Raw genomic sequence first — 17,578 nt, 5'->3', positions numbered from 1 at the left:
ACGGATAATTTAAATAGAATAATTCAGAGAGGTGGAAAACATATGAATGAAGTAGTTATAGTATCTCCAAGTGAACTGCACGACCTTATTAAAAATAAATTGGAAAAAGCCGGACTAAAATCCGAACATGCGGACGAAGTAGCAAAACATTTAGTTTTTGCTGACTGTTGCGGAATTCACTCACACGGAGCAGTTCGTGTAGATTATTATGCTGAAAGAATAGCCAAAAAAGGTGTTACGATAGAGCCTAATCTCAGTTTTGAAAAAACGGGGCCATGTACAGGAATTTTTCATGGTGATAACGGGATAGGTCAATATGTAGCTAATGAAGCTCTGAAATATGCAATCGATATGGCTAAAGAAAATGGAGTAGCGATAGTAGGTATTGAAAAATTGAGCCATAGCGGAACAATGGCTTATTATTTAAATAAAATAACTGCAAATGACCTGATAGGTCTTACAATGTGTCAATCTGACCCTATGGTAGTTCCTTATGGAGGAAGAGAGCCGTATTACGGAACAAATCCTATAGGATTTGGAGCACCTGCTTCGGAAGGACTTCCTATTATATTTGATATGGCGACTTCGGTTCAGGCATGGGGTAAAATTTTGGATGCCCGTTCAAAAAATGTAGAAATACCTGATACATGGGCTGTAGACAGAAAAGGGGTGCCGACTACAAATCCTCATGATGTTGGAGCGTTATTACCAATTTCAGGACCGAAAGGATACGGATTGATGATGATGGTAGATGTCCTTTCAGGAGTAATGCTTGGAGTGCCTTTTGGAGGGCATGTGTCATCAATGTATGATAAAATGTCCGAAGGAAGAGACTTAGGACACACTTTCATACTAATAGATCCTGCCAAATTTACCGATATAAATAAATTTAAGGAAAACATTACAAGAACAAAAGATGAGCTTCATAAAATAAAAGCGGCGGAAGGTTTTAAACAGGTCTTTTATCCGGGAGAAACAAGCCAACTTACTTATGAAAAATATCAGAAAGAAGGAATACCTGTAGAGAAAGGAATATATGAATATCTAGTAAGCGATATTGTACATTATAATAAATTTGGGGGGCAAAGTGCCTTTGCAAGTCAGAAATAAAAATCAGTAATAAATTGTTGTTTACTCTTAAATTATGAAGAATAGAGAGGTGCAAAATGACTGAGAATAAAAAAATATTTGGTTTATCACTGACAGGACAGATATTAATAGCCACTTTCGGAGGAATATTGTTTGGAGGAATTGTCGGTCCATGGTCTTCAAATCTGAAAATATTTGGAGATATCTTTCTGAGAATTATACAGATGTCGGTTATAATGCTGGTAATGTCGGCAGTTATAGTAGCGGTAGGACGGGGAAGTGTCGGTGATGCCGGGAAAATGGGATTTCATACATTTAAATGGATTATATTCTTTACACTTACTTCGGCTTTTATGGGTGCGGTACTGGCTTGTTATATCCAGCCGGGAACAGGTGTCGCACATATGACTGAAATCGGAGAAAAGGTTGCAGCATCGGGAACATTGCAGGATACATCATTGCAGGACACTATACTTGCTTTTTTCACTACTAATATCTTTTCCGCAATGGCTAATAGTGCTATGGTACCCTGCATAATATTTTCACTGTTTTTTGGAGTTGCTATGTCCCAGCATATAAGAGATACGGGAAAAACTATTATTCTGGATTGGATTACATCTGTCAATGAAATTATAGTGAATATTATAAAAAATGTAATGAAAATTTCTCCTATAGGGATATTTTGCTTACTTGCCGATGTAACGGGAAGCAAAGGATTCACAGTTGTTATTCCTATGGCTAAATTTCTGGGAATATTGATTATAGGTGATATACTGCAACTCTTGATCTATGGAATCATAACAGTAGTTATATGTAAAGTAAATATTTTTAAAATGCCGAAAAAATTTATGAAAATGTCCATTATAGCACTTACTACTACATCAAGTGCCATAACCTTGCCGACAAAAATGGAAGATTCCGTTACAAAATTTGGCGTGAGCAGAAAAGTTTCGGATTTTACAGGGCCTATAACAATGTCTATGAATTCATCGGGCTGGGCCCTCTGTAATGTTACGGCAATATTCTTTATAGCACAGTTTTCAGGAATACATCTTACAACTTATCAGATGATAATGGCTGTCGTTTTATCATGTCTGATGTGTATGGGAAGTGTTGTCGTACCGGGAGGGGCAATTATAGTTTATACTTTTCTTGCAACTTCTATGGGACTGCCCCTTGACAGTATAGCTGTACTCATAGGAATAGACTGGTTCTCGGGAATGTTCAGAACTTTAAACAATGTTGATATAGATGTGCTTGTAGCCATGCTCGTGGCTAACAGAATTGGAGAATTTGATAGAGATGTCTATAATGGAACTAAAGTTGTAAAATATTAAAATTATAAAATGAGTTTATAATAAAAATAACATTTATGAATTTGTCAAAAATTTTACAATGAAAAATATGGAATAAGCAGTAAAAAAATGAATTATCTAAGTCATAGACGAGTTTTCATTTTTCAAAAGCAAACAAATATTTTTTATAAGTAAAACTTTGTTAAATGGATAAATGTTATTTTTTATTAATATTATCTTTATTACAGTATTTGTTATTATTTTATAAAATATTCAAATTTTTCAGCAAATTTTGCAGGGGTAAATTCAATTATCTCATAATCAGCCAGTTCGTTTTTATGAAAAGGATCTTCTTTCAGAATATTTTTTAATTCTTCTTCTGTAACATTATTGGCTATTATTACTCCACCTTTCAGAGAAGTCTGGCGACCTGAAGCAATAAATTTTCCTGCTTTGTAGTATATATCTAAAAAGTCAAAATGTGCAGGACGAAATTTAGAAACTTCTTCCAGCGGTTTTTTATACGTCAATATTGCTATAAATATATTTTTCATAATTTTAATTTTCCCCTTTCAGAACAGATAAATAATTGTTAAAATTAGTCTTTTAATTTTTAGTTTCATAACTTTAACAATTTTCTTAATATTTTTTACGTAAGAAAGCTTCACAGTTTGTCTATAAAATTTAAGTAATACTATACTAATACCAGCCTCTTAGTTTCATAGCTTTGGCAATTCTTTCGATACTTTTCATATAAGAGGCGTTTCTTAAAGTAGTATTATATTTTTCAGCTAAATTCCATACATCTTCAAAAGCTTTGGAAAGTAATAAATCTTCTTTTTTCTGAACTTCGTCAAATTCCCAGTAGTAATTTTGGAGATTTTGTACCCATTCAAAATAGGAAACTACGACTCCGCCTGAATTTGCAAGGATATCAGGAACTACTATAATTCCTTTTTTAGATAAAATTTCGTCCGCTTCAGGAGTAGTAGGACCGTTAGCTCCCTCTGAAATGATTTTTGCTTTTATCCTGTCGGCATTTTCGGAAGTAATTTGGTTCTCCAATGCACATGGAGTAAGTACATCCACTTCCAACTCAAGTAATTCGCTGTGAGGAATTTCTTTTCCGTATCCGTTGTTTGTTATATATCCTTTTTCTTCAAATTCTTTTATTACTTTTTCCATATCTATTCCGTTTTCATTATAGAAAGCTGTGTCTATATTGGAGATTGCGACTATTTTAGCTCCATTTTTGTGAGCATAGTAAGCTGTGTAATATCCTACATTTCCAAATCCCTGTACTGCGAAAGTCGCTCCTTTAATATCTTTTCCAATTTTTTCGAGGGCTTTTCTTGCAGCAAGGGTAACTCCGTATCCTGTAGCTTCGGTTCTTGCAAGGGAACCTCCAAATCCTAAAGGCTTACCTGTGAAAACTCCCGGAGTGGACTTTCCTGCAATTTTTTCATAAGCATCAAGCATCCATGACATTATTTGACCGTTAGTATTTACGTCAGGAGCGGGAATATCCGTTTTTTCACCGATTAATGGTGAAATAGCCTGAGAGTATGCTCTTGAAATTCTTTCCAACTCAGCTTGGGAATATTCTTTAGGATTGATAGTTATTCCGCCTTTACCTCCTCCATAAGGAATACCTACTACTGAACATTTAAAAGTCATCCATGTGGATAATGCTTTTACTTCATCTAATGTTACATTCTGATGAAATCTTATTCCGCCTTTATAAGGGCCGACAGCGTTATTATGCTGGGAACGGTATCCTGTGAAAGTTTTAACTGTTCCGTTATCAAGTTTTACAGGAAAGGAAACTTCCAATACTCTCATAGGATTTTTCAAAATTTCATACACCGCAGGATCGGCATTTAGTTTATCACAAGCCGATTTAACCTGTTTTTGTGCTATTTCAAAGGGGTTTAAAGTTTCTTTAGGCATAATTGATTCTCCTCTCAATTTATAAAATTTTTATTCCAATTATTTATACTACAAAAATATCGTAAAATCAAGATTTTTTGTTATGATTTTATTATGACCTGATAAATATTCAATATTTTAAGTTTGGATATTAGGATGAAATTATTATATTTAGCTAATTTCTTCTATATTTTATTTATTTTTCTGTTAAGCATTTAAATTTATGTAATAAATAATAAACAAAATATATTTTAAGGACTTTTTTTTCAGGCAATATTATGGTAAAATTACTTTATAAATTATTTTGCAGATTATAAAAATTTAAAGGGAAGGATGTTTTGAAATGCTTATAAATAAAGTAAATGAAGTGAAAATTACGGATAATATTAAAATAGGCAACGGGAAAATGTTTCTTATCGCAGGTCCGTGTGTCATAGAGTCGGAAGACCTTGTAAATGAAGTAGCTGAAAAAATGAAAGAAATAACTGATAGACTGGGAATACAATATATATTTAAAGCATCTTTCGATAAAGCAAACAGGTCGTCTATCTCGTCATTCAGAGGTCCCGGTATAGAAAAAGGTCTGGAAATACTGGCAAGAGTAAAAGAAAAATACGGAGTAGCTTTAGCGACAGATATTCACGAGCCTTGGCATTGTAAAGAAGCCGCAAAAGTCATAGATTTGCTGCAAATCCCCGCTTTTCTTTCAAGACAGACTGATTTGCTCATAGCTGCGGGAGAAACCGGAAAAGCTGTAAATATAAAAAAAGGACAGTTTCTGGCTCCATGGGATATGAAAAATGTAGTAAAAAAATTTGAAGAAATAGGAAATAAAAATATAATGCTCTGTGAAAGAGGTGCGTCTTTCGGCTATAACAACCTTGTCGTAGATATGAGAGGACTACTTGAAATGAGGAAATTCGGCTATCCCGTAGTTTTCGATGCGACTCATTCCGTACAGATACCTGGTGGGCAGGGAGAAACATCAGGGGGAAACAGTACTTACGTATATCCTTTGGCAAGAGCGGCATTGGCAGTAGGAGTGGACGGAATATTTGCAGAAGTACATCCTGACCCTACAGTGGCTAAATCTGACGGACCGAATATGCTCAAACTGATTGATGTGGAAAATATACTGAAAAAATTGCTGGAATATGATAAACTTACAAAAGAGTATTAAAAATTGTAACATAAATATTATAATTGAGAATGAAAATAAAAAGTAGAAACAAAAGTAGAAAGAAGGAGAAAAAATGAGATACAAAAATTTATTAAATGGGGAATGGAAAGAATCTGAAAAGGAGATAAAAATATACTCTCCTATAAATGGTGAAGAATTAGGTACAGTTCCTGCAATGACAAGAGAAGAAGTCGATTTTGCAATGGAAACTGCAAAAATCTCTCTGGATAAATGGAGAAAACTGGCAGTAATAGAAAGAGCAAATTATCTATACAAAGCTGCCGAAATTTTGGAAAGAGATAAGGAGATAATAGGAGAAATTCTCGCGAAAGAAGTTTCCAAAGGAATTAAAGCTGCCATAGGTGAAGTTACAAGAACGGCAGATTTGATAAGATATACTGCCGAAGAAGGAATGAGAACCGTAGGAGAAATAATAGAAGGAGGAAGCTTTGAAGCTGCAAGTAAAAATAAAATAGCTCTTGTGAGAAAAGAGCCAATGGGACTTGTACTGGCGATAGCACCTTTCAACTATCCCGTAAATCTTTCGGCTTCCAAAATAGCTCCTGCTCTTATAGGGGGAAATGTGGTAATATTTAAGCCGCCTACACAAGGAGCGATAAGTGGACTGCTGCTTGTAAAAGCATTTCATGAAGCTGGAATACCGAACGGTGTGATAAATACCGTAACAGGTAAAGGCTCTGAAATAGGAGATTATCTGATAGCTCATCCTTTAGTAGATTTCATAAACTTTACGGGAAGTACTCCTGTAGGAAAAAGAATAGGAGAGCTTGCTGGAATGCGTCCTATAATGCTCGAATTAGGAGGAAAAGACGGAGCGATAGTATTGGAAGATGCCGATTTGGAAAAAGCTGCCAAAGATATAGTAAGTGGAGCGTTCAGCTATTCGGGACAGAGATGTACTGCGATAAAAAGAGTTTTGGTAATTGAAAGTGCTGCTGACAGGCTGGCAGAACTTGTAGCTGCTGAAGTAAAAAAACTGAAAGTGGGAAATCCTTTTGATAATGCTGATATTACACCGCTGATAGACAACAGAGCGGCAGACTTTATAGAAGGGCTTGTAACAGATGCTAAGGAAAAAGGTGCAAGACAGCTTACAGAATATCGAAGAGAGGAAAATTTGCTGTGGCCTGTATTGTTTGATAATGTTACCCTTGATATGAGAATAGCATGGGAAGAGCCTTTTGGCCCTGTGTTGCCTCTAATAAGAATAAAATCAATGGAAGAAGCCATAGAAATATGTAATGGCTCTGAATTTGGGCTTCAAACATCAGTATTTACAAGAGATATAATAAAAGCATTCCATATTGCGGAAAAACTCGAAGTAGGTACGGTTCAGATAAATAACAAAACTCAAAGAGGGCCTGACAATTTTCCGTTCTTAGGGATAAAAGGCTCGGGTGTAGGAGTTCAGGGAATAAAATACAGCATTGAAAGTATGACGAAAGTGAAGTCTATAGTAGTTGATTTAATGTAAAACAGGGATAACTGAATTTTATAAATTTAAACAGGCATTGATTTGTTGGGGAATTCGTAATATAATCAATATGAATAAAAAATATAAAATTAAACAGGAGGAAGTATTATGAGCTCTAAAAAATTATTACTCACTCCGGGACCTACTAATATACCGGAGAGATACTTGAAAATATTCGGACAGGATATTATACATCATAGAACGCCGGAATTTAGAAGAATATTGAAAGAATCAAATGAAAATCTGAAAAAAGTATTTAAAACAAAAAATGATGTGGCAGTTGTAACATCTTCAGGAACAGGTGCCATGGAAGCCGCAGTTGTAAACTTTTTTTCCAAAGGAGATAAAGTCATCGTTATAAATACCGGATATTTTGGTGAAAGATTTAAAAAAATAGCTGAAATATACGGTTTGAATGTAATAAACTTAGGATATGAATTTGGAGACGGGTATGAACTTGAAGATGTGAAAAAAGCATTGGCAGAAAATCCTGATATAAAAGGGATACTTGCTACTCACAGTGAGACATCAGTAGGGATATTAAATGATATAAAAGCATTGGGAGAATTGACAAAAAATACGGATATTTTGCTTGTGGTGGATACTATAAGCGGTCTTGTAGCTAATGATTTTGATTTTGACGGTTGGCACGTGGATGTGGCTATTGCGGGAAGCCAGAAAGCCTTTTTAATACCGCCTGGATTATCTTTTGTGGCAATGAGCGATAAAGCGAAAAAGGCTATGGAAAAATCTGATTTACCTAAATATTATTTCAGTATGAAACAGTATCAGAAATATTTTGATGATTTTTCGGAAACGCCATATACTCCTGCAATATCATTGATACTTGCTTTGCATAAATCTTTAGAAGACCTTATAAATAAAGGAATTGAAAGTTCGATAAAAGAAAAATACGAATTAAGAAAATTAATTGAAGAAAAAGCACAAAAGTTGGGCTTCAATTTGCTTGTAAAAAAAGAAGAAAACAGAACAAACACTTTAGTTTCCATATATAGAGAAGGTGTAATTATAAAGGACATTATAAGTGCGTTGGAAGATAAAGGTTATACAGTTACAGGCGGAAAAGGGAAATTTGGAGACAGCTTAATGAGAATAGGAATATTGGGAGAAATATCAAAAGAGCAGATAAATGATTTCTTTATTCTATTTGAAGAAGAATTAAAGAAACAGTTAGGAGAATAAGAATAAATGAAACCTTATTTATTTAAAATTGGCAACTTTGAACTTAGAATATACAGTCTTATGTATATAATAGCTTTCCTTGCCGGGATATTTATAGCAAATAGAGATGAAGTATCCCGAAAAAGAGGTATGAAAGATAAGAAAATGATAGAAGATTTTGCTTTCTGGTCAATGATTTCAGGACTTATAGGAGCAAGATTGTACTATGTACTTCTTAAATTTGGAGAATACGTATCTCGTCCGCTTTCTATATTTAAAGTATGGGAGGGAGGACTTGCAATACATGGAGCAATAATAGGAGGACTTGTTGGCTCATACATATATGCAAAGAAAAATAAAGTAAATATATGGGTACTGACCGATGCGGCAGTAGGACCGCTTTTTCTCGGTCAGTTTCTTGGAAGATTTGGAAATCTTGCAAATGGAGAAGTACATGGAGTTCCTACATTTACTCCGTGGAATGTAATATTTTCAGGGAAATTTTCTCAATGGTGGGCTTCTTATCAGTCAATGTCTCTTGAAATGCAGACAAAATTTAAGGAACTTGTTCCATGGGGAATAGTTTTCCCTAAAGATACTCCTGCGGGAATGGAATTTCCTGATTATCCTTTGCATCCTGCAATGCTTTATGAATCAGCTTTAAATCTGATAGGATTTTTAATATTATGGTACTATTTCAGGAAAAAGGAATATAATCCGGGGGTACTAAGTATGATTTATCTTATAATGTATGCGGTTATAAGAGTATTTGTAAGTACATTCAGAGCAGAGGACTTGACAGTCTATGGTATAAGAGCTCCATATCTGATAAGCATTGTAATGCTGATAGGAGCATTTATTGGAATTAAATATTTCAGCAAAAAAGAAAGAAGTCTCTAAAAAAGACTGAAAAAATATGAAATTTAAAAAAAGAGTATAAAAATTATAAGTTTTAGTAAACTGCATCCAAAATCTTGGACATAAGATTGGAGGTGCAGTTTTTTTAGTTAAATTAACAATAGAAAACAAAATCGAAAAGATTAAAAGATGAAATTATTTCAATATTATCTGAAATTTTAATATTACTAAATCTAAAATTAAATATTTAATTATTTTAACTAAAAAATATTAAGATACTATCAATATCAAAAATACAAATAAAGTTATATATAAAAATTAAGTAGTCCATATAAATAATAAATCATCAACATAAAAAAAGCAATAATATTGTTATTATTTTTACGTCCAATTTTATATCAAAAAACAGTAAAATAAAGAGCTTGGACTTATATCAGTAAATTTTGACAAATTGTAGTTTTATATTATATAATATTTATATAAAATTGATTATAAAAATTAAAATTAAATAGAAAAGGAGAATCATTATGGATGAAGATATGGAAAAATTGATGGGCTTTCACGATCATAAAGAAAGAAAAAGAACCCATTGATATAGATGATTTAAGAAAACAGGTAGTGGAAAATGCAAAGGCAGTATTAAAAAGAAAAAAAGGACCTAATTATGTATGGGGAGCAAAAGGACCCGATAATTTTGATTGTTCAGGATTTACAAGATTTGTTTATAAACAATCAGGATTGAAAATTTCTGAAGCTTCATATCAACAAGCAAAAGATGCAAAACGTGATTTAAAAAAAGAAGATTTAAAACCTGGAGATTTAATCTTTTTTGATACTACTGGAAAAGGTACTGTTTCTCATGTTGGTATATATATAGGAAACGGAGAATTTATTGATTCCGGTGGCGGCGGACGAAATACTAAGAAAGCCATAAGTGGTCCGAGAAAAGGAGTTAGAGTAACTAATTTGAATAGTAATACTTATTGGCAAAAGGCATTTTTAGGCAGTGCATCTCTTGAAAATATAGCAATTAAAAATAAAATACCTTTAAAAAATAAAGAAACTGAAAAAAATAGAGATAAAAAGTCTTATAAAAGAGATTTTGAACCTTCCGAAAATACTCTTTTTAATGGAAAAGAGAATAAAAAAGAAGTTCAAGTAACAGTAACTCCAAGAAAGAACATCGCCGAAATAAAATCTGAAATGTCAGCTAAAATGAAAGAAACAAATAACGAAAATACAATAAATAAAGCAGATAATAATAAAAAAACAAAAGTCAATACAAGATAAAATAATAAAAATATTGTGATACTTAATCAAGTAAATTTAGAATAGTTATAATATTCTAACAACATTCTAAATAATAAAATAAGGAATAAAAGGAGTGAAATAATGAACATAAAAATATTTAAAAAACTCTTTCTTATATTAGGAATAATAATAACTATATTCAATATAACTTTTTCTAATGGAAACAATACGATTATTTCCAAAAATCAAAAAACTGATAAAATTAAATCTGTTTCTGAGAATGATAAAACTATTGAAACAAAAACAGTTTCAGAAAATAATAATTCAAAAAGAAATTATTATTCTGAAGCCGAAATACGAAGTGAACTCAAAAAAGCAGGAGTAAACAGTAAATCAATAGAAGCATTTATTACTGCTAATGCCAAAGTAAAAGCAGAAGATGAGAAGCTTTCTGAAGATGAAACGGAAGATATAGACCAAATAAAAAAAGAATTTTTGAAAGCTGTAAAACTTGACAGTAAAAATTATCTTGCGTTAGATGCCGTAGGAGAAATTATCGCAAGTATAGCTACAGGTTCGTATGAAGAAGAAATTTATTATGAAAAAGCAATAAAAGCAAACCCCAAGTTTGTAAAAGCTTATGGACATTTATTATGGGAGTATTCTATAAGGTCAGAAAATATTTTTCGTGAAAAGAAGAAAAAACTTGCAGAAAAGGCGATAGAATTATTTCCTGAATATCCTGAAGGATATTTAGCTCTCTTTGAATATTACTGGTATTATAAAAAAGATTATAATAAAGCTATAGAAATGGGAGAAAAAACTCTTGAACTTTATTTAAAAACTAAAGTTAAATATTATGACTACGAAAGACTTTTCAGACAAGAAAAAACTTATACTGATTCAGGAAATGCATTTACATTTGAACTTTTTGATCCTTATTTTGAAAGAGGTAATGACAAGGAAACTTTTAATTTTTTCTTTAGAGTATATGGAAATATGAAGAAAGCTAATGATAAATGGCTAAAGGATTTTTATGCTTCTGTATTTGCTTCTGATAAGGAAGAATTGGAAAAAACAAAAAAAATCCTTATAGATGTTGTAGAAAAAGTCAAAATGTTAAATGAAAAATATAAAAATAAGGATAAAAAATTATACGAAGAAAACTTGAGAAAATTCAAGGCTTTAGGGTTATGAAACTTAGTCAAATACATTTAGAATAGTTATAACGTTTTAACAATATTCTAAATAATAAAATAAGGAATAAAAGGAGTAAAATAATGGACATAAAAATATTTAAAAAACTCTTTCTTATATTAGGAATAATAATAACTATATTCAATACAACTTTTTCTAATGGAAATGGCACAGTTATTTCCAAAAATCAAAAAACTGATAAAATTGAAACTATTTCAAAGAATAAAAAATCTGTTGAAATAAAAACGACTTCAAATAACAATACTGAAACTAAAATAAACTATTATTCTGAAGCCGAAATACGAAGTGAACTCAAAAAAGCAGGAGTAAACAGTAAATCAATAGAAGCATTTATTACTGCTAATAATAATTCTATTAAAAAAACTCTTTCTTATAAAGAAAAAGAAATAGGTTTTTTAAAGGCTTTAGAACTTGATAGTAAAAATTATTTAGCATTAGATGCTTTGGGAGAAGTTCATTTTAATGGATATAAAAGTCCTTATGCAGATTTTGGAAATCCGACTGAAGTATTATCCTATTTTGAGAAAGCAATAAAAGTAAATCCAAAATTTAAAAAAGCTTATGAACATCTTGTAACAGCATATATGACATTTGAGCATGATAATTTAAAATTAGGAACTTTTATTGAAAAAAAGAAAAATATTTCAGAACAGACAATAAAGTTATTTCCGGAAAGCCCAATAGGATATGAGGGGCTTTATGACTATTACGAATGGAATAAAAAAGATTATAGTAAAGCCGTAGAAATGGGAGAAAAAGCAAAAAAATTGTATTTCAAAGAAGAACCTATACAATATTTCTATGAGAGAATAATGGAAATTCAAGACAATATAGAACCTTATACGTATAATTTAGCAGGACAAAGTCTTGAATTATCTCTTTTTGATACTTATTTAAAAAAAGGAAATGATAAAGAAACTTTTGACTATTTTTTTAAAATTTATAATACAAGTATAAAAAATCCTAATGAGCGATTAGGAAAAGATAGTATGACTAATGAAGAAATTATAAATGATATTAAGGAAAATATCAAAAAGCTAAATGAAAAATATAAAAATAAGGATAAAAAACTGTATGAAGAAAACTTGAAAAAATTCAAGGCTTTAGGGTTGTAAAGTTAATTATATAAAATGAAAATTAAATAGAAAAGGAGAATCATTATGGATGAAGATATGGAAAAATTGATGGGCTTTCACGATCAAAAGAAAGAAAGAGAACCTATTGATATAGATGATTTGAGAAAACAGGTAGTAGAAAATGCAAAGAAAATACTAAATAGAAATCCTAAACCTGGTTATCGTTGGGAAGGAACAGGTCCTGATGCCTATGACTGCTCGGGATTTACGCAAACAGTTTTTAAAAATACAGGACTTGAAATACCAAGAACATCAGAAAAACAATCAAAATATACAGGAAAATTAAATAAAAATATGAATGAATTAGAACCTGGAGATTTAATCTTTTTTGATACTACTGGAAAAGGTACTGTTTCTCATGTTGGTATATATATAGGAAACGGAGAATTTATTGATTCCGGTGGCGGCGGACGAAATACTAAGAAAGCCATAAGTGGTCCGAGAAAAGGAGTTAGAGTAACTAATTTGAATAGTAATACTTATTGGCAAAAGGCATTTTTAGGCAGTGCATCTCTTGAAAATATAGCAATTAAAAATAAAATACCTTTAAAAAATAAAGAAACTGAAAAAAATAGAGATAAAAAGTCTTATAAAAGAGATTTTGAACCTTCCGAAAATACTCTTTTTAATGGAAAAGAGAATAAAAAAGAAGTTCAAGTAACAGTAACTCCAAGAAAGAACATCGCCGAAATAAAATCTGAAATGTCAGCTAAAATGAAAGAAACAAATAACGAAAATACAATAAATAAAGCAGATAATAATAAAAAAATAAAAGTCAATACAAGATAAAATAATAAAGATATTGTGATACTTAGTCAAATAAGTGTAAAATAGCTACATAAGTTTAAAATAGCTACAACAGCCTAAATGATAAAAATAATGATAAAAAACTGTATGAAGAAAACTTGAAAAAATTCAAGGTTTTAGGATTATGAAACTTAGTCAAATAAATTTAGAATAGTTATAATGTTCTAACAACATTCTAAACAATAAAAATAAGAATAAAAAACTGTATGAAGAAAACTTGAAAAAACTCAAGGTTTTAGGATTATGATACTTAATCAATTAAATTTAGAATAGTTATAATATTCTAACAACATTCTAAATAATAAAATAAGGAATAAAAGGAGTGAAATAATGAACATAAAAATATTTAAAAAACTCTTTCTTATATTAGGAATAATAATAACTATATTCAATATAACTTTTTCTAATGGAAACAATACGATTATTTCCAAAAATCAAAAAACTGATAAAATTAAATCTGTTTCCGAGAATGATAAAACTATTGAAACAAAAACAGTTTCAGAAAATAATAATTCAAAATTCAATACAACTGTTTCCAAAAATCAAAAAACTGATAAAATCGAAACTATTTCGGAGAATAAAAAATCTGTTGAAATAAAAACGACTTCAAATAACAATACTGAAACTAAAATAAATTATTATTCCGAAGCTGAAATACGAAGTGAACTCAAAAAAGCAGGAGTAAACAGTAAATCAATAGAAGTATTTATTTCTGCTAATAATTCGAAAAAAAGAAATATTTCTAAAGAAGAAATAGAAAAGATAAAAAAAGAATTTTTAAAAGCTGTGAAATTTGACAGTAAAAATTATCTTGCACTATATGCTTTAGGAATTATTGAAAGATTATATACTGTAGATGATACACATAATTCTTATTATCGGGCAATATCTTATTTTGAAAAAGTGCTGGAAATAAATCCTAATTTTGAAAAAGCTTATAAATATCTAATAGATACGTATGGAGGATTATCTTATGATACATTACCTGAAACAAAAGAAAATAAAAAGAAAGCAGATGATTTGCTTGAAAAATCAAAAAAATTTGCAGAACAGTTGATAAAATTGAACTCTAAAAATCCTCAAGGATATGACGGTCTTAGCTCTTATTATGAAAATAAGGAAAATTATGATAAAGCTATAGCTATGAAAGAAAAAGTAATAGAACTATATTCCACGGATAAAGAAAATAGAAAATACTATTATTTCGAAACAATGGGAAGTTCTTCTGATGATTATTATTATACAAATGAGCATTCAGCAAATATAGCTGAATTTCAACTTTTTGAAATTTATATGGGTAAAGGTGATGACAAAACAACTTTTGATTATTTCTTTAAATTATATAAAAAGGAAAGAAAAAATTCTGATTTATATTCAAGCTTAAAAAATGAATTTGCAGGAAAAATAAAAAAATTAAATGAAAAATATAAAAATAAGGATAAAAAATTATACGAAGAAAATTTGAGAAAATTTAGGGCTTTAGGGTTATAATATTTTAATACTAAAATAAAAAATCTGTCAAAAATAGTAAAAAAAGTTTTAAGGCTATGATTTAAAACAATATTCGTCAGACTAATTTATTATGATCAGTGCTTTAGTATTATAATATTTCATAGCCCTAAAATAAATATACACGAGAGAGGCAAGTCCGTGAACTGTTTTGGAATTATAATATTTCATAATCCTTAAATAAATCAAAAATATTAAAAATAGAAAAGGAACTAAAAAACTGCACTTTCAATCCTGTGTTTAAGACTGAAAATGCAGTTCATTGTATTATCTGAACAGTCCTTTTTTTGTATCCTGTTTTTTTATTATCTCGTCAAGTTTATTTTCTATATTTTCCATTCTGCTTTCAAGTTTTTCCATTTTATCCCGAATATTTTCTATATTTTCTTTAAAGAAATTGTTGTTCTGTTCGTTTATAATCAGGATATTTTCCATAAAGTTGTTATTTTTCTTTTCTGCTATTTCTATCTTTTCAGTAGTATTTTCAGAAAAAGAGTTTATTTTTTCCTTTATGCCGGTATTCGATTTATTTATATCCATTGTAAAATTTATCAATGCTTTTTCAATGGAAGAAATACGTTCTTTTAAAAAATTATAATCAAAATTTTTTAAAAGCTCATTGGAGTTTTCTATCAGTTGAATAATATTTTTCAGCTCTTTCAATTCTGAAATATTTATTCGTGGATTTTTAATATTGGCATTCAAATTTTCTTTTGTAATATAAGTTTTATTTTTTTCCTTTATAACTTCGAGCTGCCCCTTCTCAATACGGTTATAAATAGTTCTTCTTGAAACATTGCGTTCTTTCATATACTCCTTTATTGACATCTTCAAAACAATCACCTCTTATACAGTATTATATATAAATTTGACGGGATAGTAAAGAAAAAAATAAATAAATTAGTAAAATAGGTAACAGAATATTTTTAAGGCAGTTAAAAAATATAACAAAAAGTGATATAATAGAATACAAATAAAAATATTGAAAGATAAAAATAGAAAGGAGAGCCTAAAAATAAATGAGAGACAATATTTATGTCGGTTTAGTTCATTATCCTGTATATAACAGAAATAACGAAATAGTAGCTACATCAGTTACAAATTTTGATATACACGATATCTCAAGAACTTGCAGAACATATGACATAAAAAAGTATTTTATTATAACTCCTGTGGACGCTCAACAAGAGCTGACAAGCAGAATAATCGATTATTGGATTGAGGGAGACGGAATAGAATTCAATAAAAATAGAAATGAGGCCTTTGAAAATACTGAACTGGAAAATTCTGTCCAGTCGGCAGTGGAAACTATCCTGAAAACTGAAAATAAAATGCCGAAAATTATAACGACTTCGGCGAGAATTTTTCCTAATACAGTGTCTTACAGCGATTTGGGAAAAGAAATTTTGGAAGATGAAAGTCCATATCTGATTTTATTTGGAACAGGTTGGGGACTTGCAGAAGAGATTATGGATATGTCGTACAAAATACTTGAGCCTATAAGAGGAAATACCAAATATAATCATCTGTCAGTCAGAAGTGCGGTTTCTATAATATTTGACAGATTGCTGGGAGAAAAATAAATTAATGAAAGGAAGATTTGAAAAGAAATGGAGAAAAAAACAAAAATGGTAGGAATAGTAATAGTAAGTCATAGTAACAGATTAGCCGAAGAAGTTATAAATTTTTCCAAAATATTGCAACAGGATAAGTTCAATATCGAAAATGGAGGAAATATAGACAAGGAAGTATACGGAACAACCGTGGATAATGTCAAGAATGCTATAAAAAGAGCGGACGGAGGAAATGGAGTACTCGTTTTCGTGGATATGGGAAGCTCGATTTTTCATTCGATAAATGCCATAGAGCAACTGAAAGGAGAAGTGGAAGCTGAAATAGCCGATGCTCCATTAGTTGAGGGAGTAATTTCGGCAGTAGCAGGAAATTTTCGAGGTATAACTTTAAAAGAATTAAAAAATATAGCTGAAGAAAGCAGAAGCTTTACAAAAGTAAAAAAAATCTAAAAAAAGCTGATAAGATAAGAAAAATAAGGGAAAGAGGATAAAATGGAAAATCTTGTAAACATAGGTACAATAGTGGGAACTCATCACCTGACAGGAAGTGTAAAAGTAAGCTCAATTTTTCAAGATACTTATTTGATAATAGGAGAAAAGGTTTTACTCGAAAAAGGTGATGAACGGAAAATCCTGTTAGTAAAAAATGTTAAAATACTGAATAACAAAAAAATTATAATCGATTTTTCTGAAATAAATGACATTGACGCAGCAAAGGAATTAAATGGATTTCAGATAAAAATTCGACGGGATTTACTTCCTGAAAAAAATGAAAATGAATTTTATTTAAAAGATTTATTGGGAGTAGCAGTTTTTGAAAAAAATGAAAAGATAGGAGAAATTATAGATGTAATGGAAACAGCTGCACATAATATTTTAATCGTTGAAGATACTGTAAATAAAAATGAGATTATGATACCTCAGGTTGACGAGTTTGTAAAAAAAATAGATTTTGAAAATAATAGAATAGATGTTGAACTAATAGAGGGAATGAGAGAATAATCGAACCGAATATAAAAAAAATTTTGTATTGCTGCTAAGATAGTAGCAAATAA

General features: G+C 30.3%; 17 protein-coding genes. 14 read left to right on the top strand and 3 right to left on the bottom strand.

Annotated elements, in window-relative coordinates:
• Positions 1-42 precede the first annotated feature (42 nt).
• Together allD and ACO5J6_RS07135 are read left to right on the top strand one after the other, a co-directional pair.
• Positions 43-1,110, top strand: coding sequence for an ureidoglycolate dehydrogenase (gene allD, locus ACO5J6_RS07140; protein WP_485643039.1), 1,068 nt, complete (start codon positions 43-45; stop codon positions 1,108-1,110).
• Positions 1,111-1,166: 56 nt separating this feature from the next.
• A complete protein-coding gene (locus tag ACO5J6_RS07135; protein ID WP_485643038.1) occupies positions 1,167-2,426 on the top strand; it encodes a dicarboxylate/amino acid:cation symporter in 1,260 nt (419 codons plus the stop codon).
• Between the two features lie 215 nt (positions 2,427-2,641).
• Here ACO5J6_RS07135 and ACO5J6_RS07130 read toward each other — a convergent pair whose 3' ends face one another.
• Positions 2,642-2,938 (bottom strand): YciI family protein, encoded by a 297-nt coding sequence (locus ACO5J6_RS07130; RefSeq protein WP_485643037.1) that lies wholly within the window; start codon positions 2,936-2,938, stop codon positions 2,642-2,644.
• A gap of 145 nt (positions 2,939-3,083) precedes the next feature.
• A complete protein-coding gene (locus ACO5J6_RS07125; protein WP_485643036.1) occupies positions 3,084-4,334 on the bottom strand; it encodes a Glu/Leu/Phe/Val family dehydrogenase in 1,251 nt (416 codons plus the stop codon).
• 322 nt (positions 4,335-4,656) lie between these two features.
• Here ACO5J6_RS07125 and kdsA point away from each other — a divergent pair, with 322 nt between their 5' ends.
• The 9 genes from kdsA to ACO5J6_RS07080 all read left to right on the top strand — a co-directional run bounded on the left by kdsA (position 4,657) and on the right by ACO5J6_RS07080 (position 14,931).
• A complete protein-coding gene (gene kdsA, locus ACO5J6_RS07120) occupies positions 4,657-5,493 on the top strand; it encodes a 3-deoxy-8-phosphooctulonate synthase (RefSeq protein WP_485643035.1) in 837 nt (278 codons plus the stop codon).
• A 73-nt stretch (positions 5,494-5,566) separates the two neighbouring features.
• Positions 5,567-6,988 carry an NADP-dependent glyceraldehyde-3-phosphate dehydrogenase gene (locus tag ACO5J6_RS07115; protein WP_485643034.1) on the top strand — a complete coding sequence of 474 codons (1,422 nt, stop codon included), beginning with the start codon at positions 5,567-5,569 and terminating at the stop codon, positions 6,986-6,988.
• A gap of 108 nt (positions 6,989-7,096) precedes the next feature.
• Complete coding sequence (locus ACO5J6_RS07110) at positions 7,097-8,191, top strand: pyridoxal-phosphate-dependent aminotransferase family protein (protein WP_485643033.1); 1,095 nt, start codon at positions 7,097-7,099, stop codon at positions 8,189-8,191.
• A gap of 6 nt (positions 8,192-8,197) precedes the next feature.
• Positions 8,198-9,070 (top strand): prolipoprotein diacylglyceryl transferase, encoded by an 873-nt coding sequence (gene lgt / locus ACO5J6_RS07105; RefSeq protein ID WP_485643032.1) that lies wholly within the window; start codon positions 8,198-8,200, stop codon positions 9,068-9,070.
• 576 nt (positions 9,071-9,646) lie between these two features.
• Entirely contained in the window at positions 9,647-10,318 is a 672-nt protein-coding gene (locus ACO5J6_RS07100) for a C40 family peptidase (RefSeq protein ID WP_485643031.1), read from the top strand.
• Positions 10,319-10,420: 102 nt separating this feature from the next.
• Positions 10,421-11,476 (top strand): tetratricopeptide repeat protein, encoded by a 1,056-nt coding sequence (locus ACO5J6_RS07095; RefSeq protein WP_485643030.1) that lies wholly within the window; start codon positions 10,421-10,423, stop codon positions 11,474-11,476.
• 83 nt (positions 11,477-11,559) lie between these two features.
• Positions 11,560-12,612: a tetratricopeptide repeat protein gene (locus ACO5J6_RS07090; RefSeq protein ID WP_485643029.1), complete on the top strand. Its 1,053-nt coding sequence runs from the start codon at positions 11,560-11,562 to the stop codon at positions 12,610-12,612.
• 45 nt (positions 12,613-12,657) lie between these two features.
• On the top strand, positions 12,658-13,422 hold the full coding sequence (locus ACO5J6_RS07085) for a C40 family peptidase (protein WP_485643028.1): 765 nt from the start codon (positions 12,658-12,660) through the stop codon (positions 13,420-13,422).
• Positions 13,423-13,770: 348 nt separating this feature from the next.
• On the top strand, positions 13,771-14,931 hold the full coding sequence (locus ACO5J6_RS07080) for a tetratricopeptide repeat protein (RefSeq protein ID WP_485643027.1): 1,161 nt from the start codon (positions 13,771-13,773) through the stop codon (positions 14,929-14,931).
• A gap of 285 nt (positions 14,932-15,216) precedes the next feature.
• On the opposite strand, the gene ACO5J6_RS07075 is transcribed toward ACO5J6_RS07080, so the two are convergent.
• Positions 15,217-15,777, bottom strand: coding sequence for a hypothetical protein (locus ACO5J6_RS07075; RefSeq protein WP_485643026.1), 561 nt, complete (start codon positions 15,775-15,777; stop codon positions 15,217-15,219).
• 191 nt (positions 15,778-15,968) lie between these two features.
• Between ACO5J6_RS07075 and ACO5J6_RS07070 the strand changes: the two genes are divergently transcribed.
• Genes ACO5J6_RS07070 through rimM form a run of 3 tightly spaced genes read left to right on the top strand, consistent with a single transcriptional unit; the run spans position 15,969 to position 17,525 of the window.
• Positions 15,969-16,532, top strand: coding sequence for an RNA methyltransferase (locus ACO5J6_RS07070; RefSeq protein WP_485643024.1), 564 nt, complete (start codon positions 15,969-15,971; stop codon positions 16,530-16,532).
• 27 nt (positions 16,533-16,559) lie between these two features.
• Entirely contained in the window at positions 16,560-16,973 is a 414-nt protein-coding gene (locus ACO5J6_RS07065; protein WP_485643022.1) for a PTS-dependent dihydroxyacetone kinase phosphotransferase subunit DhaM, read from the top strand.
• Between the two features lie 42 nt (positions 16,974-17,015).
• Complete coding sequence (rimM, locus tag ACO5J6_RS07060; RefSeq protein WP_485643021.1) at positions 17,016-17,525, top strand: ribosome maturation factor RimM; 510 nt, start codon at positions 17,016-17,018, stop codon at positions 17,523-17,525.
• Positions 17,526-17,578 lie beyond the last annotated feature (53 nt).

This window comes from Pseudoleptotrichia sp. (genome assembly GCF_057270515.1).
This window is presented reverse-complemented; position numbering and strand designations above follow the sequence as displayed.